General features: G+C 65.7%; 21 protein-coding genes. 11 read left to right on the forward strand and 10 right to left on the reverse strand.

The features are described 5' to 3' along the window. Nucleotides 1-13: 13 nt before the first annotated feature. Nucleotides 14-379: a hypothetical protein gene (locus tag VNW74_RS09960; protein WP_325676433.1), complete on the reverse strand. Its 366-nt coding sequence runs from the start codon at nucleotides 377-379 to the stop codon at nucleotides 14-16. Nucleotides 380-757: 378 nt separating this feature from the next. On the opposite strand from VNW74_RS09960, the gene sucB reads away from it, so the two are divergent. Next, the gene (gene sucB / locus VNW74_RS09965) at nucleotides 758-2566 is read left to right on the forward strand and encodes a 2-oxoglutarate dehydrogenase, E2 component, dihydrolipoamide succinyltransferase (RefSeq protein WP_325676434.1); all 1809 of its coding nucleotides are present in this window, start codon (nucleotides 758-760) and stop codon (nucleotides 2564-2566) included. A gap of 15 nt (nucleotides 2567-2581) precedes the next feature. After that, nucleotides 2582-3490, forward strand: a complete 909-nt coding sequence (locus tag VNW74_RS09970; RefSeq protein ID WP_325676435.1) for a TIGR01777 family oxidoreductase — start codon at nucleotides 2582-2584, stop codon at nucleotides 3488-3490. A 42-nt stretch (nucleotides 3491-3532) separates the two neighbouring features. Here the strand turns inward: VNW74_RS09970 and VNW74_RS09975 are convergent, their stop codons facing one another. Next, complete coding sequence (locus VNW74_RS09975; RefSeq protein WP_325676436.1) at nucleotides 3533-4414, reverse strand: TIGR03854 family LLM class F420-dependent oxidoreductase; 882 nt, start codon at nucleotides 4412-4414, stop codon at nucleotides 3533-3535. A gap of 110 nt (nucleotides 4415-4524) precedes the next feature. On the opposite strand from VNW74_RS09975, the gene lipB reads away from it, so the two are divergent. The 3 genes from lipB to VNW74_RS09990 are packed head-to-tail and all read left to right on the forward strand — an operon-like array spanning nucleotide 4525 to nucleotide 6946. Continuing rightward, the gene (lipB, locus tag VNW74_RS09980; RefSeq protein ID WP_325676437.1) at nucleotides 4525-5223 is read left to right on the forward strand and encodes a lipoyl(octanoyl) transferase LipB; all 699 of its coding nucleotides are present in this window, start codon (nucleotides 4525-4527) and stop codon (nucleotides 5221-5223) included. Further along, nucleotides 5220-6167: a lipoyl synthase gene (gene lipA / locus VNW74_RS09985; protein WP_325676438.1), complete on the forward strand. Its 948-nt coding sequence runs from the start codon at nucleotides 5220-5222 to the stop codon at nucleotides 6165-6167. The genes lipB and lipA overlap by 4 nt, the downstream gene beginning before the upstream one ends. Before the next feature lie 26 nt (nucleotides 6168-6193). Next, nucleotides 6194-6946, forward strand: a complete 753-nt coding sequence (locus VNW74_RS09990) for a DUF4191 domain-containing protein (RefSeq protein WP_325676439.1) — start codon at nucleotides 6194-6196, stop codon at nucleotides 6944-6946. Nucleotides 6947-6961: 15 nt separating this feature from the next. Here the strand turns inward: VNW74_RS09990 and VNW74_RS09995 are convergent, their stop codons facing one another. After that, on the reverse strand, nucleotides 6962-7426 hold the full coding sequence (locus tag VNW74_RS09995) for an RDD family protein (RefSeq protein WP_325676440.1): 465 nt from the start codon (nucleotides 7424-7426) through the stop codon (nucleotides 6962-6964). A 200-nt stretch (nucleotides 7427-7626) separates the two neighbouring features. Here VNW74_RS09995 and glnA point away from each other — a divergent pair, with 200 nt between their 5' ends. Beyond that, complete coding sequence (gene glnA, locus VNW74_RS10000; protein WP_325676441.1) at nucleotides 7627-9063, forward strand: type I glutamate--ammonia ligase; 1437 nt, start codon at nucleotides 7627-7629, stop codon at nucleotides 9061-9063. Between the two features lie 232 nt (nucleotides 9064-9295). On the opposite strand, the gene VNW74_RS10005 is transcribed toward glnA, so the two are convergent. Next, entirely contained in the window at nucleotides 9296-9883 is a 588-nt protein-coding gene (locus tag VNW74_RS10005; RefSeq protein WP_325676442.1) for a CGNR zinc finger domain-containing protein, read from the reverse strand. Between the two features lie 350 nt (nucleotides 9884-10233). Between VNW74_RS10005 and VNW74_RS10010 the strand changes: the two genes are divergently transcribed. The 5 genes from VNW74_RS10010 to VNW74_RS10030 all read left to right on the forward strand — a co-directional run bounded on the left by VNW74_RS10010 (nucleotide 10234) and on the right by VNW74_RS10030 (nucleotide 15499). Then, nucleotides 10234-10581: a DUF732 domain-containing protein gene (locus tag VNW74_RS10010; RefSeq protein WP_325676443.1), complete on the forward strand. Its 348-nt coding sequence runs from the start codon at nucleotides 10234-10236 to the stop codon at nucleotides 10579-10581. Between the two features lie 270 nt (nucleotides 10582-10851). Continuing rightward, entirely contained in the window at nucleotides 10852-11568 is a 717-nt protein-coding gene (locus tag VNW74_RS10015; RefSeq protein ID WP_325676444.1) for a DUF4352 domain-containing protein, read from the forward strand. Nucleotides 11569-11646: 78 nt separating this feature from the next. After that, a complete protein-coding gene (locus VNW74_RS10020; RefSeq protein ID WP_325676445.1) occupies nucleotides 11647-13494 on the forward strand; it encodes a fatty acyl-AMP ligase in 1848 nt (615 codons plus the stop codon). Between the two features lie 79 nt (nucleotides 13495-13573). Then, nucleotides 13574-15028 (forward strand): aldehyde dehydrogenase family protein, encoded by a 1455-nt coding sequence (locus VNW74_RS10025; protein WP_325676446.1) that lies wholly within the window; start codon nucleotides 13574-13576, stop codon nucleotides 15026-15028. 18 nt (nucleotides 15029-15046) lie between these two features. Beyond that, complete coding sequence (locus VNW74_RS10030; protein ID WP_325676447.1) at nucleotides 15047-15499, forward strand: DoxX family protein; 453 nt, start codon at nucleotides 15047-15049, stop codon at nucleotides 15497-15499. An 8-nt stretch (nucleotides 15500-15507) separates the two neighbouring features. Here VNW74_RS10030 and VNW74_RS10035 read toward each other — a convergent pair whose 3' ends face one another. The 6 genes from VNW74_RS10035 to VNW74_RS10060 all read right to left on the reverse strand — a co-directional run bounded on the left by VNW74_RS10035 (nucleotide 15508) and on the right by VNW74_RS10060 (nucleotide 23007). After that, nucleotides 15508-16635, reverse strand: a complete 1128-nt coding sequence (locus VNW74_RS10035) for an epoxide hydrolase (protein WP_325676448.1) — start codon at nucleotides 16633-16635, stop codon at nucleotides 15508-15510. Nucleotides 16636-16743: 108 nt separating this feature from the next. Next, nucleotides 16744-16977, reverse strand: coding sequence for a hypothetical protein (locus tag VNW74_RS10040; protein WP_325676449.1), 234 nt, complete (start codon nucleotides 16975-16977; stop codon nucleotides 16744-16746). Between the two features lie 59 nt (nucleotides 16978-17036). Continuing rightward, the gene (locus VNW74_RS10045; protein ID WP_325676460.1) at nucleotides 17037-17897 is read right to left on the reverse strand and encodes a TIGR03619 family F420-dependent LLM class oxidoreductase; all 861 of its coding nucleotides are present in this window, start codon (nucleotides 17895-17897) and stop codon (nucleotides 17037-17039) included. Continuing rightward, on the reverse strand, nucleotides 17894-18505 hold the full coding sequence (locus VNW74_RS10050) for a PaaI family thioesterase (RefSeq protein ID WP_414686647.1): 612 nt from the start codon (nucleotides 18503-18505) through the stop codon (nucleotides 17894-17896). Before VNW74_RS10050 ends, VNW74_RS10045 begins: the two co-directional genes overlap by 4 nt. A gap of 122 nt (nucleotides 18506-18627) precedes the next feature. After that, on the reverse strand, nucleotides 18628-21600 hold the full coding sequence (locus VNW74_RS10055) for a bifunctional [glutamine synthetase] adenylyltransferase/[glutamine synthetase]-adenylyl-L-tyrosine phosphorylase (protein ID WP_414686645.1): 2973 nt from the start codon (nucleotides 21598-21600) through the stop codon (nucleotides 18628-18630). Between the two features lie 69 nt (nucleotides 21601-21669). Then, the gene (locus VNW74_RS10060) at nucleotides 21670-23007 is read right to left on the reverse strand and encodes a glutamine synthetase family protein (RefSeq protein WP_325676452.1); all 1338 of its coding nucleotides are present in this window, start codon (nucleotides 23005-23007) and stop codon (nucleotides 21670-21672) included. Nucleotides 23008-23035 lie beyond the last annotated feature (28 nt).

The raw sequence follows: 23035 nt of genomic DNA on the forward strand, positions 1-23035 counted from the left end.
TCAGCAGATAGTGTTACAGCGGGGGCGCGTCGTGCCGGGGGCGCCAGTCCGCGATTTTTGTCGGCTGCACGGTCTTCAGCTGAGTGGCGGTTGAGCCGTGCGGCATAAGGGTGCCGCCGCGGATCTCTTCAGCTAGTGCGGTGATCTCTTCCGGGTCGATGAACCGGTAGCGGGTGAGCAGCTCGGCGCGGTTGATACCGAGGTTGGCGGCGGCAACGCGCAAGTTGTCCGCGGTGATCAAGGTTCCCTTGTCCAGCTGGTCGTAGTACGTGGACCGCGGCAGTTCCATCGCGGTCCAGATCTCTTCTCTGCTGAGGGAACGGCCGGCCAGGTAGGAGAGCACCGTGGCGAGTTCTTTGCCGCTGTCATCTGGGTACACGGGAAACAAGATAATCCAGATTCCCGGCATTTTCATCCAAAACGCGTCAAACGCCGAGTGTATTTAACCCCCCGGAAACTAACCGCATCCGCGGCTGCGGAATAAGGGTCCAATTTATTGGACTTTCATTGTTAGGCCCACGTTGAATTTGTTAGTCGTAGTCGATCCTCCACCGTGTTCCGGACACGTGCCTGAGATCAATCGGCGAAGCGACCGCGCCCCCTGTTGCACCGGCTCCGCCCTGCTTGTGTGCCAACGGGGCCGCAGTGACAGGATGGTTTCGGTAATCCGCTTGGGTGCAGCTTCCGGTACATCACGCTGTGGTAAGCCAGAGGTCGATCCGCGCCCACCGACCGATCCATCGAGGAGTCGACAGAGATGGCCTTCTCAGTTCAGATGCCGGCACTCGGTGAGAGCGTGACTGAGGGAACGGTAACTCGCTGGCTCAAGCAAGAAGGCGACACTGTCGAACTCGACGAACCGCTGCTGGAAGTGTCCACCGACAAGGTTGACACCGAGATTCCATCGCCGGCGGCGGGAGTGCTGACAAAGATCGTTGCGCACGAGGACGACACCGTCGAGATCGGCGGCGAGCTGGCCGTCATCGGCGATGCGTCGGAAGCCGCCGGAGGTGGGGGCCCCGAGCAACCCGCCGCCGAGGCAGCACCGCAACCACAACCGGAGCCGCACGCCCAGCCCGAACCAGCACCGCAACCGCAGGCTCAGCCCGAACCAGCACCGCAACCGCAGGCCGAGCCGGAGCCGGCCCCTGCGTCGGCAGCCGGCGAACACGACGCGACTGGCACGTCCCACCCGGTGCTGATGCCTGAACTCGGCGAGTCCGTTACCGAGGGCACGGTGACCCGGTGGCTGAAGAAAGTCGGCGACTCGGTGGAGGTGGACGAGCCGCTCGTCGAAGTGTCCACCGACAAGGTGGACACGGAGATCCCGTCTCCAGTGGCAGGCACCCTGATCAGCATCACCGCCGAGGAGGACGTCACCGTGTCGGTCGGCGGCGAGCTCGCCCGGATCGGTACCGGCGCCGCGGCAGGCAAGCCCGCACCCGAGCCGCAAGCCTCACCGGCCGCACAACCCGAGGCAAGGCCAGCTCCCCAACCAGAACCCGCGGCGAAACCCGCGCCGCCACCCCAACCCGAGCCGACGCCAGCGCCCCAGGCCAAGCCCGAGCCGGCACCCCAACCTCGGGCTGAGTCCGCACCTACCACCGGCGCGACAAGCAGTCCCTACGTCACACCGCTGGTCCGAAAGCTGGCTGCTGAGAACAACATCGATCTCGGCGAGGTAAGTGGAACCGGGGTAGGTGGACGGATCCGCAAACAGGACGTGCTGTCGGCCGCGCAGCAGAAAGAAGAAGCCAAGCAAGCTCCGGTCGCAGCGCCAGCCGCCGCGGCCCCGGCTGCCCCGAAACCGAGCGCGCCCGCACCGGCGCCCGCGTTGGCGCATCTGCGGGGAACCACCCAGAAGGCCAGCCGGATCCGCCAGATCACCGCGAAGAAGACCCGCGAGTCGCTGCAAGCCACCGCACAGCTCACCCAGACTCATGAGGTCGACATGACCCGAATCGTGGCGCTGCGAGAAAAAGCCAAGGCCGCGTTCGCCGAACGCGAGGGTGTCAACCTGACCTTCCTGCCGTTCATCGCACGCGCGGTGATCGATGCGCTCAAAGTGCACCCGAACGTCAATGCCAGCTACAACGAAGAGACCAAAGAGATCACCTACTACGACGCCGAACATCTCGGCTTCGCGGTCGACACCGAGCAGGGGCTGCTCTCCCCCGTCATCCACAATGCCGGTGACCTGTCGCTGGCCGGGTTGGCGCGCGCGATCGCCGACATCGCCGGGCGCGCCCGGTCGGGAGACCTCAGGCCCGACGAGCTGTCCGGCGGGACCTTCACGATCACCAACATCGGCAGCCAGGGCGCACTGACGGACACCCCGATCCTGGTGCCCCCGCAGGCCGCGATGCTGGGCACCGGCGCGATCGTCAAACGGCCGCGGGTCGTCGTCGACGACACCGGCAACGAATCCATTGGCGTCCGTTCGATCTGCTACCTCCCGTTGACCTACGACCACCGGCTGATCGACGGCGCCGACGCCGGACGCTTCGTGACGACCATCAAGCACCGGCTCGAGGAAGGCGCGTTCGAGGCCGACCTGGGACTGTAAGACAGGGCTTGAAGCGTGACCGCCACCGTCGCCATCGCAGGCTCATCCGGGCTGATCGGCTCGGCGCTGGTAACGGCGCTGCGCACGGCAGACCATCAGGTTCTGCGGATCGTGCGCCGCGCGCCGGCGAATGCCGGTGAGCTGCACTGGGATCCCGACAGCGGCGAATTCGACGCCGGCGCGTTGAGCGGAGTCGACGCGGTGGTGAACCTGTGCGGCATCAATATCGGACAGCGGCGCTGGTCGGGGGCTTTCAAGCAAAACCTGCGCGATAGCCGCATCACCCCAACCGAAGTGTTGTCGACGGCGGTCGCCGACGCCGGTGTCGGGGTGCTGATCAATGCCAGCGCGGTCGGCTACTACGGCGACAGCAAAGACCGAGCGGTCGTCGAAACCGACCCGGCGGGAACGGGTTTCCTTGCCCAGCTGTGTCAAGACTGGGAAGTGGCCACCGCACCAGCCCAGCGCGCCGGCACCCGCGTGGTGCTGGCCCGCACCGGACTGGTGTTGGCCTCTTCGGGTGGTGCGCTGCGCCGGTTGCGGCCGCTGTTCTCGGTGGGCCTTGGTGCACGCTTGGGTAACGGCCGCCAGTACATGTCGTGGATCAGCCTTGAGGACGAGGTGCGGGCGCTGCAGTTCGCGATCTCCGACAGCCGGCTCTCCGGCCCGGTGAACCTCACCGGGCCGGCGCCGGTCACCAATGCCGAATTCACCACCGCTCTGGGCCGCGCGGTGAACCGGCCCACCCCGCTGTTGATGCCGGGTTTCGCGGTGCGCGCCGCGCTCGGCGAGTTCGCCGACGAGGGCCTATTGGCCGGGCAACGTGCGATCCCGGCTGTGCTGGAACGCAGTGGCTTTGAGTTCCACCACAAGACGGTCGGTGAGGCGCTGCGGTACGCCACTGCCAGGCTTGCCGTCGCGTAGGCGCCTAACCGACCCGGTCGTCCCGACGACTTCCGGCCGCTGTCAGTTCTGCCGGTCGATCAGTTCAGCCACGAACCGATCGATGAAGCCGTCGATTGATTCTTGACCCGCCGGTCGTATGACGAATTTCGTCAGCCCCGCATCGAGGTACGCATCGAGTTGGCGGTGCAGTTGGTCCCAGCCGACGGCGATCAGCTCGCCGGGATCGAGATCCGGGCGGCGCCGGCGGGCAGCCGCTGCGAGCTCGCCCGTCAACTCGCCGTCGGCGACGGCCAACGAGATGCCGAAGTGATCGGGTTCGATGTGCCGACCAGCCTGCGCTGCCGCATGTTCGATCGCCTCGCGCCCCGCTCGCGCCTCGGGCGGCGTGAGGAAACTGCCCAGCCAGCCATCGGCGAACGTGCCAATACGCCGGAACGCGGCCGGCGCCGAACCGCCCAACCAGATGTCAAGCGGAGGCGCCGGCCGCGGCGCCACCGCCACCGCGCTCACCGTGAAGTACTTGCCGCGGTGGCTGGCCGAATCCTCGACCAGCGCTGCACGCAGCACACGCAGCGACTCATCGAATACGGCGGCACGCTCACCATCGGGGACGACGAACACCTCACGTTCGGCCGGGATCGCCGAACGCAACCCGAACACGGGCAGAACCCGCCGCGGCGCGAGTGCCGATAGCGATGCCAGCTGCTTGGCCACCAGCACGGGATGGCGCCCCGGCAACACCGCCACTGAAGTGCCCACCTTCAAACGTTCTGTCCGGGCCAACGCGTAGGCCATACCGACCACCGGATCGACCGCGGGCGAGTAGACCAACTCCGAGAACCACAGCGAGTCGATCCCGCTGGCCTCCAAGTGATCAACGATGTCGGCGAGCTGATCGGGACCGGTCTGCGCACCGAGCCCGACCCCGAAACGAACCTTCACGGGAGTCTCCCTTCGCGTTGTCGCGCGTGCCGATCTCAACGCGGCCGCGGGCCGATTTGTGCCCATGCGCCCGGAGGTGCGGCAGATCAATCGGGAGTACCGTCACGGACGTGAGTTCCATTCGCTCGAGCACCGTCCCTGTCGATGTCCGCCAGCTCGGCACGGTCGACTACCGAGTGGCGTGGCAGCTGCAACGGGAGCTCGCCAACGCCCGGGCGGCGGGCGGCACCGACACGCTGCTATTGCTCGAACACCCGTCGGTCTACACTGCCGGACGCCGCACATGCGAGCAAGAACGACCATCGGACGGCACGCCGGTGATCGACACCGACCGGGGCGGCAAGATCACCTGGCACGGCCCCGGGCAGCTCGTCGGCTATCCGATCGTCGGCCTGGCCGAACCGCTCGATGTGGTGAATTACGTTCGGCGCATTGAGGAATCACTGATCAAGGTCTGCACCGGGCTGGGATTGGAAGTGGGCCGCGTCGACGGCCGATCCGGCGTGTGGTTGCCGGCCGGCGCCGGTAGGCCCGCGCGCAAAGTCGCCGCGATCGGCGTACGGGTCTCGCGGGCGACGACGCTGCACGGGTTTGCGCTCAACTGCGACTGCGACCTGCGCGCGTTCGAAAGCATCGTCCCGTGCGGCATCACCGACGCCGGGGTGACGTCGATATCGGCCGAACTGGGCCGCCGGGTCGGTGTCGACGACGTCCGCTCGGCGGTGGCCGACGCGGTGTGCGACGCCTTGGACGGCCGGCTCGCGGTTCACTGGGCGCCAGCCGCGGCCCACGTAGCATCGAGCTCGTGACCGTCACTCCCGAAGGTCGGAAGCTGCTGCGTCTGGAAGTGCGCAACGCGGAGACCCCGATCGAGCGCAAGCCGCCGTGGATCAGGACCCGGCTGCGGATGGGGCCGGAATACACCGAGCTGAAAAGCCTGGTCCGGCGTGAGGGTCTGCACACGGTCTGCGAGGAGGCCGGCTGCCCCAACATCTACGAATGTTGGGAAGACCGCGAAGCCACCTTCCTGATCGGCGGTGAGGTGTGCACCCGCCGTTGTGACTTCTGCCAGATCGACACCGGTAAGCCCGCCCCCTTGGACCGCGACGAACCACGACGGGTGGCCGAGAGTGTCCAGGCGATGAGCCTGCGGTATTCCACCGTCACCGGCGTGGCCCGCGACGACCTGCCCGATGGTGGCGCATGGTTGTATGCCGAGACCGTGCGCGCGATCAAGAGGCTCAATCCCTCCACCGGTGTCGAGCTGTTGATCCCCGATTTCAACGGCGATCCAGACCGGCTGCGGCAGGTCTTCGAGTCGCAGCCGGAAGTGTTGGCCCACAACGTCGAAACCGTGCCGCGGATCTTCAAGCGAATTCGCCCGGCGTTCTCCTATCGGCGCAGCCTCGGCGTGCTCACCGGCGCGCGGGAGTTCGGGTTGGTCACCAAAAGCAACTTGATCCTCGGGCTCGGCGAGACGCAGGAGGAGGTACGCACCGCGCTGGCCGATCTGAATGACGCCGGGTGCGACATCGTCACCATCACCCAATACCTGCGCCCGTCGGCGCGGCATCATCCGGTCGAGCGCTGGGTCAGGCCTGAAGAGTTCGTCGAGTATTCGGACTACGCCGAGCACCTGGGATTTGCCGGGGTGCTGGCCGGGCCGCTGGTGCGCTCGTCATACCGTGCCGGGCGGCTCTACCAGCAGGCCAGCACGCGGCGACAGGAGACGCGCACCGCGCCTCCACGCTGAACCGGACTTCCGTATTCTTGGCGGTTATGGCGAGACTCCGTAATGCCAACGCGACCAAGGCCGCCAGAGCCGAAGCGAAAGCGGCCCGCAAAGCGGCCGCCAAAGAGCGACGTAGTCAACTCTGGCAGGCGTTCAACGTGCAGCGCCAGGAGGACAAGCGGCTGCTGCCGTACATGATCGGTGCGTTCGTGCTGATCGTGGGGGTGTCAGTGGCGGTCGGGGTGTGGTCCGGCGGGTTCACCATGGTCACGATGATCCCGCTGGGCGTGGTACTGGGCGTGTTGGTGGCTTTCATCATTTTCGGTCGGCGTGCGCAGCGGTCGGTGTACCGCAAGGCCGAGGGCCAAACCGGCGCCGCCGCCTGGGCGTTGGACAACCTGCGCGGCAAATGGCGCGTCACCCCTGGTGTGGCGGCCACCGGCCATTTCGACGCCGTGCACCGCGTGATCGGCCGACCCGGGGTCATCCTGGTCGCCGAGGGGTCGCCGACGCGGCTCAAACCGCTGCTCGCCCAGGAGAAGAAACGCACCGCCCGACTGGTCGGCGATGTCCCGATCTACGACGTCATCATCGGCAACGGTGACGGAGAAGTTCCACTGGCAAAGCTCGAGCGCCACCTCACCCGGCTGCCCGCCAACATCACCGCCAAGCAGATGGACTCGTTGGAATCGCGGCTCAGCGCGCTGGGCTCCCGGGCCGGGACGGCCGCGATGCCCAAGGGCCCGCTGCCCGGCACCGCCAAATTGCGCGGGGTCCAGCGCACGGTCCGCCGCCGCTAATTCGGGCAACCGCAGTCAGCGCCGCACCAGGGCGGTCCCGGTCAGGCGGTCCTGCATCCCGCGGCCGTCGACGTCGACGAACAGTGCGGGTATGACGAGCGCGATCATCACCCCGCGCACCGCGGCGCGGCCTAAGCCGACGTGCAACCGGTAGTCGACGGACGCCACCCGCATTCCCAGGGCGAACTGGCCCGGCGTGAACTCGAACAACCGGACGGCGAGCGCTCCGAGTACCAACCAGACCACCAACACGGCCGAAGACAGCACTTGCGCGGAGATGAGCCCGAGCGTCATACCGAGCGCAGCGATGCCGTACGCGAGCAACCAATCGACGAACAGCGCCGCCAACCGGCGGCCCAGGCCGGCCAGCGAACCCGGCCCCCGCTCGGGCAGACCGAGCGTCTCACCCGGATATCCCTGCGGCTGCCCCGATTCGGCTGGCTCCTGACCAGATAGCCAGGGTCGGTTGCTACGGGCCATAACCCCCACAATAAGGTGAGACCTGCCCAGACCCGGCGCCGATCCGCGCTGCCCCGTAACGTCGGTGCAACGCAGGGTTGACCCCACGGCAACACTGCGTCCTATAGCGTCTGGTCGGGCGATCAGTTACGGCCACGTAAAGGAGAGCCCTTTCAGTGACCGCAGTAGATTCGAAGCTCGCAGCAAAGGAGAGCGCTTCGGTGTCCGAAAAAACGGCCGACGACATCATCAAACTCGCTAAGGACGAGCACGTCGAATTCGTCGACGTGCGGTTCTGTGACCTGCCAGGCATCATGCAGCACTTCACAATTCCGCTTTCGTTCTTCGACGCAGACGTATTTGAGAACGGGATCGCCTTCGACGGCTCCTCGATTCGCGGCTTCCAGGCGATCCACGAATCCGACATGCTGCTGCTCCCCGACCCGGACACCGCGCAGATCGACCTGTTTCGTGATGCCAAGACGCTGAACCTCAACTTTTTCGTGCACGACCCGTTCACCCTCGAGCCATACTCGCGCGACCCGCGCAACGTCGCCCGCAAGGCCGAGAACTACTTGGTCAGTACCGGGATCGCCGACACCGCGTATTTCGGCGCCGAGGCCGAGTTCTACATCTTCGACTCGGTGAGCTTCGACTCGCGCACCAACGGCTCGTTCTACGAAGTCGATGCGATCTCGGGTTGGTGGAACACCGGCGAGCCGACCGAGAGCGACGGGAGCCCCAACCGCGGTTACAAGGTCCGCCCCAAGGGCGGGTACTTCCCGGTCCCCCCCGTCGACCACTACGCGGACCTTCGCGGCGAGATGCTGCGCAACCTGATCAAGTCCGGCTTCAGCCTGGAGAAGGGCCACCACGAGGTGGGCACCGGCGGTCAGGCCGAGATCAACTACAAGTTCAACACGCTGCTGCACGCGGCCGACGACATGCAGCTGTACAAGTACATCGTCAAGAACACCGCGTGGCAGGAAGGCAAAACCGTCACCTTCATGCCCAAGCCGCTGTTCGGTGACAACGGTTCGGGCATGCACTGCCACCAGTCGCTGTGGAAAGACGGCAGCCCGCTGATGTACGACGAGACGGGCTACGCCGGCCTGTCGGACACCGCCCGCCACTACATCGGTGGCCTGCTGCACCACGCGCCGTCGCTGCTGGCCTTCACCAACCCGACAACGAACTCATACAAGCGGTTGGTCCCCGGCTTCGAGGCCCCGATCAACCTGGTCTACAGCCAGCGCAACCGCTCGGCCTGTGTGCGCATCCCGATCACCGGCAGCAACCCGAAGGCCAAGCGGCTGGAATTCCGCTGCCCCGACTCGTCGGGCAACCCGTATCTGGCGTTCTCGGCCATGCTGATGGCCGGCCTGGACGGCATCAAGAACAAGATCGAGCCGCAGACGCCGGTCGACAAGGACCTCTACGAACTGCCGCCGGAGGAGGCCGCGAACATCCCGCAGGCCCCCACCCAGCTCGCCGCGGTGATCGACCGCCTCGAGGCGGACCACGAATACCTAACCGAGGGAGGCGTTTTCACGCCCGACCTGATCGAAACGTGGATCAACTTCAAGCGCGAGAACGAGATCCTGCCGGTTCAGATCCGGCCGCACCCGTACGAGTTCGCCCTCTACTACGACGTATAAACCAGCGAACGGACCTGACCTGCGGTGCAGTCGTAGTCATGTCGTCTGGGTCCGCAGTGGGTCCGCAGCAGATTCCATAGAGCCCATCCGCGCTGCGATCACAATTCCGATCGCGGCGCGGGTGGACTCGTCGGCATCCGGCCCACATATGCCCGTAGGTGTCGAGCGTGGTGCGCGCGCTGGCGTGCCGCATCCGCGCCTGCACCGTCTTAGTGTGAAGAATTAGGGGCGGTTACCCGTTCGTCCGGCTCTGGCCGACGCCGGCCACCCCCGATTCGGAGGCCCGCTGACGCTCCCGGAACGCTCGCACTTTGGCCTTGTTGCCACAGGTGCCCATCCCGCACCAATGCCGATTTTGTGCGCGCGACGAATCCACATACAGGCGGCTGCACCCCGGATGGGCGCAACCCTTGACCTTCTCGATGTCGGGTCCGGCGAGCAGGTCGAGTAGATCCGCCGCCAGGCGCGCGAGCAACTGCGATGGGGTCCCCTCCCGACGGACAGCGCCGGTTCGGTCCAACCGAGGCGTGAGTTGAGCGTGGGATCCGCGCTCGTTGAGTAGCTCAACGTCAGCGGACTTGGGCCGACGGCCCTCAAGCCGGGCGGTAACGGTCCGATAGATGCCCTCCCGCAACGCGATTGCTGCCTGGAGGTCGTCTTCCGCGACCTCGATGCCGCGGTCCAGCAGCCCCGCCTGAACAGCCCAGTCCGACAGCAGCTTCGGCCGCGTCAACAGCTCCTCGGGCGCCGGAGTCCGTCGCCGTTTTCGAGTGCCCGCGAAATTGAGGCACTCGCGGCCGCCTACGTTGACGAAACTCACAGTAACCACCTTGACAGGTTTCATTGCGAAAGCGCAAGCTGTAACCATATGAAGAGGTTACGCAGAACGGCTCGACGAGGACTTGGGAACGAAAGAGACCGAATCGGACGTCGTTAGTGAGCAACGAAGGTGAAGGGAAGTAACGAAAATGGACTCCGACCGGGTCACCCATCCGCTGAGGTTGGCCAGAGAAATTCACGTCGGCGACCCGCTAGGCCGGAGACCAACCGCGGACCCGCACAACTGACAGGAAGACCCCACCAGGCACACAGGAAGCATTAAGCTCAGGTGTCTGTAATATGAACTATAATAAAACTAATAGTAAACGTTGGACAAACAAAGGATCTCTTATGATCGGAAAAGTCCTCGTCGGTGCCGTTGGAGCCGTCATTTCCATAGGCCTGGCGGCGCCGGCCGGCGCCGCCCCGGTACCGCAGCCTCCCACCGTCCCGAACTTCCTGGCCGCCGTACGGGCGGCGGGCATCACCGGAACGGATCCGGCGATACTGGAGGACGGCTACAGCGTGTGCAGGAGGCTGTGGGTTCGGCAGTTGCCGGGTACTCAGGTGGCCGCGGGCCTCGTGCAGGACCATCCACAGCTGACCACCGACCAAGCGGGACAGTTCGTCCTGGCCGCATACCAGGACCTGTGCCCGGTGGCCGGCTCGTATGACTATTGGGCTTACAGCACCAGCTGAACTCAGTTGGCCCGCAACAACAACCGCCGACCCGGATCGGGTTCGGGTTCGCATTCGGCCGACCATGCCAGTTCCGGCGCAGCCTAGGTCGGGTGCAGGTCGGGAACTACGGTGGTGTGTTCGTCGGGAGCGCGGCCCGGGCTGCGGCGCGTAGCACTGCGCCGCACCAACACCGCCAGGCCAGGTGTCGCCCGTTGCAGGTGCACCAGACCGAGCTGACCGACCAGCCGTCCTCGACAGACAGCGCGCGGCGCCCGTACCGTCTCGGCTATGACGCAGCCGCCGCCCCCGCTCCCTGCCCCTGGTTGGCATCCAGACCCATCAGGCGCAGGAAGCTGCGCCTCGGATGGCAGAAACTCGGGACCGGCGGCGCCGCCACCCGCCGCGACTGGATCGCCGAAGAAGAAGCAATCGGTACCCAAATGGGTCATTGTCTTTGCCGTCATTGCGGTGCTGATAGTCATCGGCGAAGCCGGTTCACACAGCCACAACAGCAGCTCAAAGTCGACATCTTCGTCGACCGCCACATCCGCGGCGATCGCGGCTGCACCGCCCGCCACGACCACCGCCCCACCTCCTCTGGCTGGAATCGGACAGGAAGTTCGCGACGGCAAATTCGTGTTCGTTGCAACGTCCATCGACCAGTCAAAAACGGCTGGCGGCGACCCCAGCATTCCGATCGAAACAGTCACTGCGCAAGGCGAATTCGTTAACGTGCACTTAAAAGTGAGCAATGTCGGGGACAAGGCCCAGAACTTCTTTGCGTCGAATCAGAAGCTTGAAATCGGCGACAAGCAATTCAGCGCCAATGACACGGCGGCCATGTGGATCGGGTCAATGACCGTCAAAATCAACCCGGGAAACAGCATTCAGGCCGTGGTGTCGTTTGACGTGCCGCCGGGCACCTCCAACACCGGGGTGCTCACGGTGCACGACTCGACCTTCTCTGGTGGCGCAAAGATCAGTTTGCAGCAGCCCGGGCAATAGGACCTGACACCGTTCGGACCGCCCCGAGGAGAGTCCGGGCCGGCCGAGGCTATCCGATGCGCACCTAGACTTTCGGTTATGGATTGCGGTTCCGGGCAAGAACGCCAGGATCGTCTCGGACTGCTCCAGATCGAAGACTGCGTCGACGCCGACGGCGGCGTCGCATTGCCCCCGGGTGCCACACCGATCTCGCTGATCGACCGCAACATCGCCAATGTCGGCGACGCGACGGCGTATCGCTACCTTGACTACGCCCGCGCGGCTGACGTGCACACCGACGAAGTGACCTGGAGGCAGTTCGGAGCCAGGTTGGAAGCCATCGGTGCGCGCGTGCAACAAGCCGCGGGCCGCGGTGAGCGGGTTGCGATCCTCGCGCCGCAAGGCATCGACTACGTCGCGGGTTTCTACGCGGCGATCAAGGCGGGGACCATCGCGGTGCCGTTGTTCGCCCCCGAATTGCCCGGCCACGCCGAACGTCTCGATACGGCGCTTCGCGACTCGGAGCCCGCCGCCGTCCTCACCACAACGGCAGCGAAACAGGCCGTTGAGTCATTTTTGACCAATCTCCCCCGTCGCCGCCGACCGCACGTAGTCGTCATCGATCAGATCCCCGACACTGCAGGAGAACTCTTCGTGCCTACCGAACTGGGCATGGACGACGTTTCCCACCTGCAGTACACGTCGGGCTCCACCCGACCCCCGGTCGGCGTGGAACTCACCCATCGTGCGGTCGGGACCAACCTCGTGCAGATGATCCTCTCGATCGACCTGCTGGACCGAAACACCCATGGCGTCAGTTGGTTACCGCTCTACCACGACATGGGTTTGTCGATGATCGGCTTCCCGGCGGTGTACGGCGGACATTCCACGCTGATGTCGCCGACGGCGTTCGTGCGAAGGCCACAGCGGTGGATTCATGCGTTGTCCGCGGGCTCGCGAGAAGGCCGCGTCGTGACCGCCGCGCCGAACTTCGCCTACGAGTGGGCCACGCAGCGTGGCCTGCCCGCGCAAGGCGACGACATCGATCTGCGCAACGTCGTGATGATCATCGGTTCCGAACCGGTCAGCATCGACGCGATCAGGACATTCAGCAAAGCGTTTGCGCCCTATGGGTTACCGCGCACAGCGTTCAAGCCGTCGTACGGCATCGCGGAGGCAACGCTGCTCGTCGCGACCATCAGTCCGGGCGCGCAGTCGTCGGTCGGGTATTTCGATCGCGAAGAACTGAGCACCGGCCATGCGGTCCGCGTCGCGCCGGATTCCCCGAACGCCGTGCCGCAGGTGTCGTGCGGCCAGGTCGCCCGCAGTCTGTGGGCCGTGATTGTCAACCCTGAGACCGGGCACGAACTGCCAGATGGTGAAGTTGGTGAAATCTGGTTGCAAGGCAACAACATTGGTCGAGGCTACTGGGGTTTACCCGACGAGACCCGCGCGACGTTCGGCGCCGAATTGAGATCGCGACTCGGGCAAGGCAGCCATGCTGAGGGCTCGACCGTCCACCGCGCCTGGTTGCGGACCGGCGACCTCGGTGTCTACCTCGACGGTGAACTCTACGTCACGGGCCGGATCGCCGATCTGGTGACCATCGATGGCCGTGACCACTATCCGCAGGACATCGAGGCCACCGCCGCGGAGGCCTCGCCGGTGGTACGTCGTGGCTACGCGACGGCGTTCTCCGTGCCGGGCGACGAATCGACGGGCCGTGAAGTGCTGGTGATCGTGGCCGAACGCGCCGCGGGCACCAGCCGTGTCGATCCGCAACCGGCGATTGAGGCGATCAGGCAGGCGGTGTCACAGCAACACCGCCTGCGCGTCGGCGATGTGCTTTTGCTGCCGGCCGGCGCTATCCCCCGCACTACCAGCGGCAAGCTGGCCCGCCGGGCCTGCCGTTCGGAGTACCTCAGCGGCGAACTGGGCGTGCGCTAGTCGAGGCGCACCGATCTTGACCACGCAGCGCCGACAATGCTAAGCAGGTGCTCAGCATCCAAGCGACGGAAGGGATCAGATGACGCTGCAGACGGTTCTGGACGACATCCGCAAGCGCCCCGGCGCCGGGGAGGTCATTGCGGTCATCGATCCCGTGACCGAAGAGCAGATCACCGAATTCACCGACTGCGGAGAAGCAGCGGTCAACGAGGCCGTCGCGCGGGCGAAAGCGTCTTTCGAATCGGGCGTCTGGTCTGCGCTGCCCGGTCGCGAGCGGGCCAAGATCATGTGGCGCATAGCGGACTTGATCGACGAGCACGCCGACGAGTTCGCCCAACTCGACTCGCTGAACACCGGCATGCCGCTGATGCAGGCGACACTGCAGATGTCCACCTGTGCGGAGTTCTTCCGGTACTACGCCGGTTGGTGTTCGAAGCTCAACGGCGTCGCGTACGACGTGAAGACCGACGGCATCGCGACGGACGCCTTCGTCGACATGCACGCCTACACCCTCAAGGAACCCTATGGAGTGGTCGGGCTGATCTTCCCGTGGAACGGCCCGATCTTCAATGCGAGCGCGAAACTCGCACCGGCGCTTGCCGCGGGCGGCAGCATGCTCGTCAAACCCGCTGAGGAGACCCCGCTTTCGGCGCTTCTGCTGGACAGGCTGGTCCACGAGGCCGGTGTGCCCGAAGGCGTGGTCAACCTGATCACCGGCTACGGCCACACCGCCGGCGCCGCGATCACCGCGCATCCGGACGTCGAGAAGGTCGCCTTCACCGGGTCGACCGAGGTCGGCAAGGAGATCGTGCGGGCGTCGGCCGGCAACCTGAAGAAGGTCACGCTCGAACTCGGCGGCAAGTCGCCGGTGCTGATCTTCGACGACGCCAATCTGGACAAGGCCATTCTGATGGCCTCGCTCGGCATTTTCGTGCACTCCGGCCAGGGTTGCGTGTGCGGGTCGCGGATCTTTGTGCAGCGCGGCGTGTACGACCGCGTCGTGGAAGGCATCGCGATGATGGCAAACACGTTCAAGCTGGGCGGCCCCAGCGAGGAGGGCTGCGTCAGCGGACCGCTGATCAGCCAAAAGCAGCTGACCCGCGTCATGGGCTTCATCGACGAGGGGCGCGCCGCCGGAGTCGAAGTCGTGACCGGTGGCCACCGCCTGGACCGCAAGGGCTACTTCGTACACCCGACAGTGCTCACCAACGTCGACCCCGGCATGCGGCTGTACCAACAGGAGATCTTCGGACCGGTGGTCAGCATCCTGCCGTTCGACGATGAAGACGAGGCCGTGGCGCTGGCGAACGACACCACCTACGGCCTCGCGGCCACCGCGTACACCGAAAACCTCGGCCGTGCCCACCGGATCGTCAAGCGGATGCAGGCCGGCAGCGTGCAGGTCAACTGCCAGTTGGTCTTTGACCATGACGTGCCGTTCGGCGGCCACAAGCAATCCGGCTGGGGCCACGAGTTCGGCAAAGAGGGCATCGAGATGTACATGAAGACGAAGTCGGTGTGGATTCAGCTTTGAAGCCCGTATCGTCGGCGCATGACCCACAATCTGGAGGCACGGCTCAATTCGTACTGGCCGATCGCACTGTCGGTTTTCCGAGTGATGTTCGGGCTGCTCTTTCTGTGCCACGGTCTATCCACGGTGATCGGCTGGCCGGCGCCGCAGGCCGCGCCGGTGGGCCAATGGCCGGACTACTACGCCGGGTGGATCGAGACGATCACCGGCGCGCTGATCACCCTCGGCTTGTTCACTCGGGAAGCCGCATTCGTGGCCGCCGGTGAAATGGCATTCGCCTATTTCACCGTGCACATGCCGAAGGGATTCTTTCCGATCAACAACCACGGCGAGGCCGCGGTGATGTTCTGCTTCGCCTTCTTGTTGTTGCTCTTCGCGGGTGGGGGCGCCTACGCGCTGGATGCCCGGCGCGGTCGCGCGGGCTGGCGCGGTCGTACGGGCTGGCGACGAAATCGCCGACCCCTCCGCCGCTGATTCGGCACTTACCGGACCGTGGTGAAGAACGCGCGGACGTCGTCGACGAATAGATCCGGCTGCTCGAATGCCGCAAAGTGCCCACCGCGCGGCATCGTCGTCCAGTGGGTGATGTTGTAGGCGGCCTCACACCAGCGCCGCGGGGTGCGCAGGATCTCCTTGGGGAATGCGGCGACGCCGGTGGGTAGGTCGACACGTCCATTTCCGCCGAAATCGTTGAAGCTCTCCCAGTAAAGGCGCGCTGAGGATGCACCGCTGCCGGTGGTCCAATAAACCATCACGTTGTCGAGCAGTTCATTGCGGCTGAGCGCGTTTTCGGGATGCCCGTCGCAGTCCGTCCACGCCCAGAACTTCTCGACGATCCAGGCCAGTTGTGCCACCGGCGAGTCGACGAGCCCATAACCGAGGGTCTGCGGCCGGGTGGATTGCTGCTTGGAATAGCCGGTTCCCCACTTGCGATGCTCGACGAATTCCGCCAACGCCTGTTGCTCGTCGTCAGTGAGCGGCTCGCCGGAATCCTTTCCAGGCCTGGCGATCGGCATGTTCAGATGGATCGCAATGCAGTGGCCACGGTTGCGGCCGATTTGCGTCGTGACGGCCGCGCCCCAGTCGCCACCCTGTGCGCCGTAGTGGTCATAGCCAAGCCGGGACATGAGCGTGTCCCAGGCTCGCGCGATCTTCTCCACGCCCCATCCGGTCCGAGCGGGCTTGCCCGAGAACCCGTACCCGGGAAGCGACGGGCACACCACATGGAAGGCATCCTCGGCGCGTCCCGACGCCGGATTGACCAGCGGCTCGATCACCTTCTGAAACTCCACGATCGATCCCGGCCAGCCATGCGTGATCACCAGCGGCAAAGCGTCCTCATGCGGCGATCGCTGGTGAATGAAATGAATGTCGAGGCCGTCGATCTCGGTAGTGAACTGATCGAATCGGTTCAACGCGGCTTCGCGCGACCGCCAGTCGTAACCGTCAGCCCAGTACGCCGCCAATTCACGGGTGTAGGCCAGAGGTATGCCCTGGCTCCAGTCATCGACGCACTCGGCTTCCGGCCAGCGGGTGTGCGCCAAGCGGGCGTGCAGATCATCGAGAACTTCGGACGGAACATCGATGCGAAACGGCTTGAGTTCGGACATACCGTTCATAGTGCAGGCAACCATGGACGCCAGGTGTCACCGGGCGGGCAGTTGATCCTACCGACCCGGCCGGGCCCCCAGATCCCGAACGCTGCCGACGCCGCTGCGTCAGAGAAAGCGCCGAGGCGACCGACCCATGTAGTAGCCGGCCGGGAAAGACATCTCGATCACTCGAAGCTGGTCGTTGGCTTTCGACTCGAGCTCGAGGACCACACAGCTCTCGTCGAAAGCCTTCGACTCGAGGACTGTGTAATGCTGGCCGCCACCGTGGACATCGGTTATCGGGTCACCTGAGCGCAATGCCTCTACCGGCACTAATTCGGGGTTTCCGTGTAACTCCACCCCAGACACGTTATGCCAAACCAGCGAGCGACGGAACGATTTCACTACCACCGGCCAGCTCACCCGTCGAGCGCGAGGTCCTTGCGGAACTTCTTCATGCCGTCCACCTTCTCGGCCAGGGTGGCATCCGGTCCGGCGTAGAACATCCACGGCATGGTGAGGATACCGGTGATGCCCGCATCCTCAGCGCGCTGGTAGTCGGCGATGGTGATGGCGTCGGTCAACGGTGTGAGGATAGTGAAATCATCTATGGCCAAACCATTTTCGACCCGAAGCTCACGCAACCGGGCTGCGGCCGCGATCGCGCGGTCGGTCTTGATCAGGTCGCCGATCCAGCCGTCGTGGCGGGCCGCGCGGCGCAGCGCGGTCTCACTGAGCCCGCCGACATAGACCGGTATCCGCGGTGGCGTCGGCTCCATCTCCAATCTCGGCGTCTGGTAGAACTCGCCGTCGAATTCCGTCCAGTCCGGCGACCACAGCGCCCGCATCAGCTCGAGCATCTCGTCGCTGCGTTTACCCCGGTCCGCGAAGTGCTGCTGCATCAATGCGAACTCGTCCGCACACCAGCCGACGCCGACACCGAGCTCCACCCGCCCGTCGGCCAGATACGCCGCGGTGCCGATGGCTTTCGCCGCCGAATAGGGGTTGCGCATCGCCGGGATGTAGACCGTGGTGACGAATCTCAGTCGCGTCGTGACCTGGGCAAGCGCGCCGACCAGCACCCACGGGTCAGGCCACTCGGTGAACGGCCGCCAGCGTCGCTGCCCGTCTTTGGTGTAGGGGTACGGGGTGCTCAGGGTTTCCAGGTTGACGATGTGGTCAGGGATCCCGATGCCGTCGTAACCCAAGTCGTCGGCGACCTTGGCGACCTCCACGATCTCTCGGGTATTCAGGTAAGCGCTGCTGATGTAGAACTTCATCCGGCGTCCCGCGCCCACGCCGGCTTGATGAAAATTCCTTCGGCTTCGACCGTTATGCCCTCTGCGTCGGAAAGATGGCCGGACACAAAGGATTTGACTCCTTCGGTGCGCTCGACGCCAGCTTCGGCGCGAAGTACGCCCAATGGAGTGCCGCGCACAAATCGCAGGGTGAGGGTTCCGGTGAACAGCGGCTTGGTCATGCCCTGACTCGCAGCTTCGCCGAGCACCTGGTCGAGCATCAACGCACACACGCCGCCGTGCACCAATCCGGGCGGGCCCTCAAAGGCGGCGCCGAGGCTGAATTCGCTCCAGCACCGGCTGCCGTCACCCTCGTGGTGGATGGTCAACGGCGGGGCGAGCGGGTTGCGCAGGCCGATCACCGCGTTGCTCCAGACCACAGGCCGCCCGCCGACCGCATAGCGCACCACCTGCACCCCATCACGCTGCCTGCTGCGCAAGGCCTTCGTCGCCGCCTGGATCGCGGTCCGCGCGGTGCTGACGGCGTCCTGGTCGGCCTCGGTGCGGACGGTGGCGTCGATGAGCTCGCGCACCGCGTCGGTCAGCGGACCGTACAGCCCAACGAGCCGGTCGTGCTCGTCGGCGCTCATCACCTCGCGAGATATCTCCACCGAAACCCGCCTCCTGACGCTAGTGGCGGGCGTAGTGGACTAGCCGGCCTATCCGTCTTTACTAACACCGAGGTGCGCGGCGCAGTGCAGCCGGGGCTGGCTCATTCGTCGAACACTTTGTGCACGACAGCTTTTGCGCGGCGGGTCACCCGTAGGTAGTTGTCCAGGAATTCGCCGCCGTCGCCGTTCTTTTCCCAACCGGCAGCGACCGCGACGGTGTTGAGCTGGCGTCCGGGTCCCGGCAGCTGGTCGGTCGGCTTACCCCGAACCAGGACCAGCGCGTTGCGGGCCCGAGTCACCGTCAGCCAGGCTTGCCGCAGCAGGTCGGCGTCCTCGGCGGAGATCAAATCGGCCGCGACGATCGCGTCCAGGCTCTCCAGGGTGGAGGTGTTGTGCAGGGCCTGGATCTCGTCGGCATATCGCAGCTGGAGCAGCTGCACCGTCCACTCGATGTCAGCCAGGCCCCCACGCCCGAGCTTGGTGTGGGTCGTAGGGTCGGCGCCGCGGGGTAGCCGCTCCGAGTCCACCCGGGCCTTCATGCGCCGGATTTCGAGAACCGCCTCTGCGGACACACCACCGTCGGGGTAACGCGTCTTGTCGGCCATCAGCAGGAACCGCTGGCCGAGATCGGCGTCACCGGCGATCGCGTCCGCCCGGAGCAACGCCTGGATTTCCCAGGGCTGCGCCCATTGGTCGTAGTAAGCGGCGTATGACGCGAGCGTGCGGACCAGTGGACCACTGCGGCCCTCGGGCCGCAGGTTGGCGTCGATCTCCAGCGGCGGATCCGCGCTTGCGGTGCCCAACAGCGCCCGGACCTGCTCGGCCACCGACATCGCCCAGCGCACCGCCGCCGAATCCTCAACGCCCGCGGCCGGTTCGCAGACGAACAGCACGTCGGCGTCGGATCCGTAGCCCAGCTCGCGGCCGCCGAGCCGGCCCATCCCGATCACCGCGATGGCGGCCGGGGCGCCACCGGCATCGGGAAGGTTGGCGCGGATCACCGCGTTCAGGGCGGCCTGCAGCACCGCGACCCACACCGAAGTCAGCGCGGCGCAGACTTCGGTGACCTCGAGCATGCCGAGCAGATCAGCTGAGGCGACGCGGGCCAGCTCACGCCGACGCAGCGAGCGGGCGACGGCGATGGCACGGACCGGGTCGGTTTGCCGGCCCGCCGAGGCCACCAACGCACCGGCCACCGCCTCGGGGTCGACATCCAGTAGCTTCGGCCCGGACGGCCCATCGCTGTATTGCTGAATGATCTCCGGTGCCCGCATCAGCAGGTCCGGCACGTACGCGGAGGTGCCGAGCACATGCATCAGCCGTTTGGCCACCGCCGGCTTGTCCCGCAGCGTGGACAAGTACCAGCGGTGCACGATCATCGCTTCGCTGATCCGGCGGTAGGCCAGTAGTCCGCTGTCCGGGTCAGGGGTGTCGGACAACCAGTCCAACAGCCGGGGCAGCAGCACCGATTGCACGCGACCGCGACGGCCGCTCTGGTTGGTCAGCGCGGACAGGTGGGTCAGCGCGCTCTGCGGAGCGTCGTAGCCGAGGGCGGCCAGCTGGCGCTCTGCGGCGGCGGGCGTCATGCCGTGGGAGAACTCCAGGCCCTCCGGCGCAAGCGATTCCAGCAGCGGTTGATAGAACAGCTTGGCGTGTAGCCGCGACACCCGCAGGTTGTGGCGCTTCAGCTCTTCGCGCAGTACCCCGAGCGCGTCGTGACTCCCGTCGGGCCGGACGTGGGCCGCACGCGCCAACCAGCGCAGCGCCTCGTCGTCGTCAAAGGCCGGCAACATATGGGTGCGTTTGAGGCGCTGCAACTGCAGCCGGTGTTCCAACAGCCGCAGGAACTCGTAGGAGGCGGTCAGGTTGGCCGTGTCGTCCCGCCCGACGTAGCCACCGGCCCCGAGTGCGGCCAGCGCGTCGACCGTGGACGCCACGTGCAGCGACTCGTCGGTGCGGCCGTGCACCAGTTGCAGCAGCTGCACCGCGAACTCCACGTCACGCAGGCCGCCGCTGCCGAGTTTGATCTCGCGACTTCGGACATCGGCGGGCACCAGCTGCTCGACCCGCCGCCGCATGGCCTGAACCTCGCTGACGAAGTGTTCACGCTCGCACGCGGTCCACACCATCGGCATCAACGCGGCTATGTACCGCTTCCCCAACTCGGCGTCGCCGACGGCCGGCCGGGCTTTCAGCAGCGCCTGAAACTCCCAGGTCTTGGCCCACTGCTGGTAGTAGGCGATGTGCGAGTCCAGGGTGCGAACCAGCTCGCCGTGGCGGCCCTCCGGGCGTAGCGCGGCGTCCACCTGGAAAAAGGCCTCCGACGCCAGCCGCATCATCTCGCCGGCCACCCGGGTGGATATCGCGTCGGCGTGCTCGGCGACAAAGATCACGTCGACGTCGCTGACGTAGTTCAGCTCGCGGGCCCCGCATTTGCCCATCGCGATGACCGCCAGCCGGGGTGGTGTGGCGTCGCCGCAGACCGTGGCCTCGGCCAGGGTCAGGGCGCCCGTCAGTGCGGCGTCCGCGATGTCGGTCAAGTGGGCGCCGACGGCGCTGAAGGACAACACCGGCTCGTTCTCGACCGTCGGCGCCAAGTCCAGCGCGGCTAGCACCAACACCCGGTTGCGGTAAAGGATGCGTAGCCGCGACACCATCGAGCCTGGGCTACTTGAGGATTCGGTGACACACTCGGTGAAGGCGTCCCGCAGTTGCTCGGCGGACGGCAGCTTGACGTTGCCCCGCAGCAGATGCCATGCCTGCGGATTGGCGACCAGGTGATCTCCCAAGGCGAGCGACGAACCCAGCACGGCGAACAGCCGGCCGCGCAGCCCGCGGTCGCTGGCCAGTGCCGCATTGAGCTCGTCCCAGTCGTCACCGAGCGCCTCGAGGAGTCGGACCATCGCGCACAGTGCAGCGTCGGCGTCCGGTGCGCGCGACAATGACCACAGCAGGGTGACATGCGCCTCGTCGTTCCAGCCGAGCTTCGCCAGGTTGGCGCCCGCGCGCTCGTCGACCAACCCGAGCCGACCGAGGCTAGGAATTTTCGGTCGCTCCGTCACCGGTTGATTCACGTCCACGACGGTAGCGCAGATTCCCCGGAACTTGACTATGCCCTTCAGCCAGCGCCGCGAAGGGAACGGTTACAGGGAAAGATAGGTCTTCAGTTCGAACGGAGTGACGTGGCGGCGGTAGTTCGCCCACTCAGTGCGCTTGTTGCGCAGGAAGAAGTCGAAAACGTGCTCCCCCAGGGCTTCTGCGACGAGCTCGGAACTCTCCATGGCACGAAGCGCTTCGTCGAGGCTGGACGGCAGCTCGCGGTAACCCATCGCGCGGCGCTCCTCGGGCGTGAGGTTCCAGACGTTGTCCTCTGCTTGCGGGCCCAGCACGTAACCCTTCTCCACCCCGCGCAGCCCGGCCGCCAGCAGCGCGGCGAACGCCAGGTACGGATTGCAGGCCGAGTCCGGGCTGCGCACCTCGATACGTCGCGACGACGTCTTGTGCGGGCTGTACATCGGAATGCGGACCAACGCCGACCGGTTGGCCGCCCCCCACGACGCGGCGGTGGGCGCCTCACCGCCAAGCACCAGCCGCTTGTAGGAGTTGACCCATTGGTTGGTGACCGCGCTGATCTCGCTCGCGTGCTCGAGGATCCCGGCAATGAACGACTTGGCGACATCGGAGAGTTGCAGCGGATCGTCCGGGCTGTGGAACGCGTTGACCTCGCCCTCGAACAGGCTCATATGGGTATGCATCGCCGAGCCGGGGTACTGGCCGAACGGCTTGGGCATGAACGTCGCCCGCGAACCTTCCTCCAGCGCAACCTCTTTGATGACATAGCGGAACGTCATCACGTTGTCGGCCATCGACAGCGCGTCCGCGAAGCGAAGGTCGATCTCCTGCTGACCGGGCGCGCCTTCATGGTGGCTGAACTCCACCGAGATACCCATGAACTCCAAGGCGTCGATCGCATGGCGGCGGAAGTTGGACGCGCTGTGCACCGCCTGGTCGAAGTAGCCGGCGTTGTCGAGCGGAACCGGCGTCGACCCGTCCTCCGGACCGGGTTGCAGCAGGAAGAACTCGATCTCAGGGTGCACGTAGCAGGAGAAGCCGAGATCGTTGGCTTTGCCAAGCTGCCGTCGCAGCACATGCCGCGGGTCGGCCCACGACGGCGAGCCGTCCGGCATGGTGATGTCGCAAAACATCCGCGCCGAGTGGTGGTGGCCGGACCGAGAGGTCCAGGGGAGCACTTGAAAAGTCGACGGGTCTGGGTGAGCGACCGTGTCGGACTCAGAAACCCGGGCGAACCCCTCGATGGACGATCCGTCGAAGCCGATGCCTTCCTCGAACGCACCCTCGAGTTCGGCCGGCGCGATCGCGACCGACTTGAGGAAACCGAGCACATCCGTAAACCACAACCGGACGAACCGGATATCCCGTTCCTCCAGCGTGCGGAGCACGAATTCCTTTTGTCGATCCATGACTTGAACAGTATGCATCGACCGTTAA

This window comes from Mycobacterium sp. (assembly GCF_035570115.1).
Lineage (GTDB): Bacteria > Actinomycetota > Actinomycetes > Mycobacteriales > Mycobacteriaceae > Mycobacterium.

What these genes read in the sequence shown, in the direction of transcription:
- VNW74_RS09995 (WP_325676440.1), bottom strand. Translation starts at nt 7,426, where the DNA reads ATGGCCCGTAGCAACCGACCCTGGCTATCTGGTCAGGAGCCAGCCGAA.
- VNW74_RS10015 (WP_325676444.1), top strand. Translation starts at nt 10,852, where the DNA reads ATGACGCAGCCGCCGCCCCCGCTCCCTGCCCCTGGTTGGCATCCAGAC.
- VNW74_RS10020 (WP_325676445.1), top strand. Translation starts at nt 11,647, where the DNA reads ATGGATTGCGGTTCCGGGCAAGAACGCCAGGATCGTCTCGGACTGCTC.
- VNW74_RS10025 (WP_325676446.1), top strand. Translation starts at nt 13,574, where the DNA reads ATGACGCTGCAGACGGTTCTGGACGACATCCGCAAGCGCCCCGGCGCC.
- VNW74_RS10050 (WP_414686647.1), bottom strand. Translation starts at nt 18,505, where the DNA reads ATGAGCGCCGACGAGCACGACCGGCTCGTTGGGCTGTACGGTCCGCTG.
- VNW74_RS10045 (WP_325676460.1), bottom strand. Translation starts at nt 17,897, where the DNA reads ATGAAGTTCTACATCAGCAGCGCTTACCTGAATACCCGAGAGATCGTG.
- VNW74_RS10060 (WP_325676452.1), bottom strand. Translation starts at nt 23,007, where the DNA reads ATGGATCGACAAAAGGAATTCGTGCTCCGCACGCTGGAGGAACGGGAT.
- sucB (WP_325676434.1), top strand. Translation starts at nt 758, where the DNA reads ATGGCCTTCTCAGTTCAGATGCCGGCACTCGGTGAGAGCGTGACTGAG.
- VNW74_RS10035 (WP_325676448.1), bottom strand. Translation starts at nt 16,635, where the DNA reads ATGTCCGAACTCAAGCCGTTTCGCATCGATGTTCCGTCCGAAGTTCTC.
- VNW74_RS10030 (WP_325676447.1), top strand. Translation starts at nt 15,047, where the DNA reads ATGACCCACAATCTGGAGGCACGGCTCAATTCGTACTGGCCGATCGCA.
- VNW74_RS10010 (WP_325676443.1), top strand. Translation starts at nt 10,234, where the DNA reads ATGATCGGAAAAGTCCTCGTCGGTGCCGTTGGAGCCGTCATTTCCATA.
- VNW74_RS09990 (WP_325676439.1), top strand. Translation starts at nt 6,194, where the DNA reads ATGGCGAGACTCCGTAATGCCAACGCGACCAAGGCCGCCAGAGCCGAA.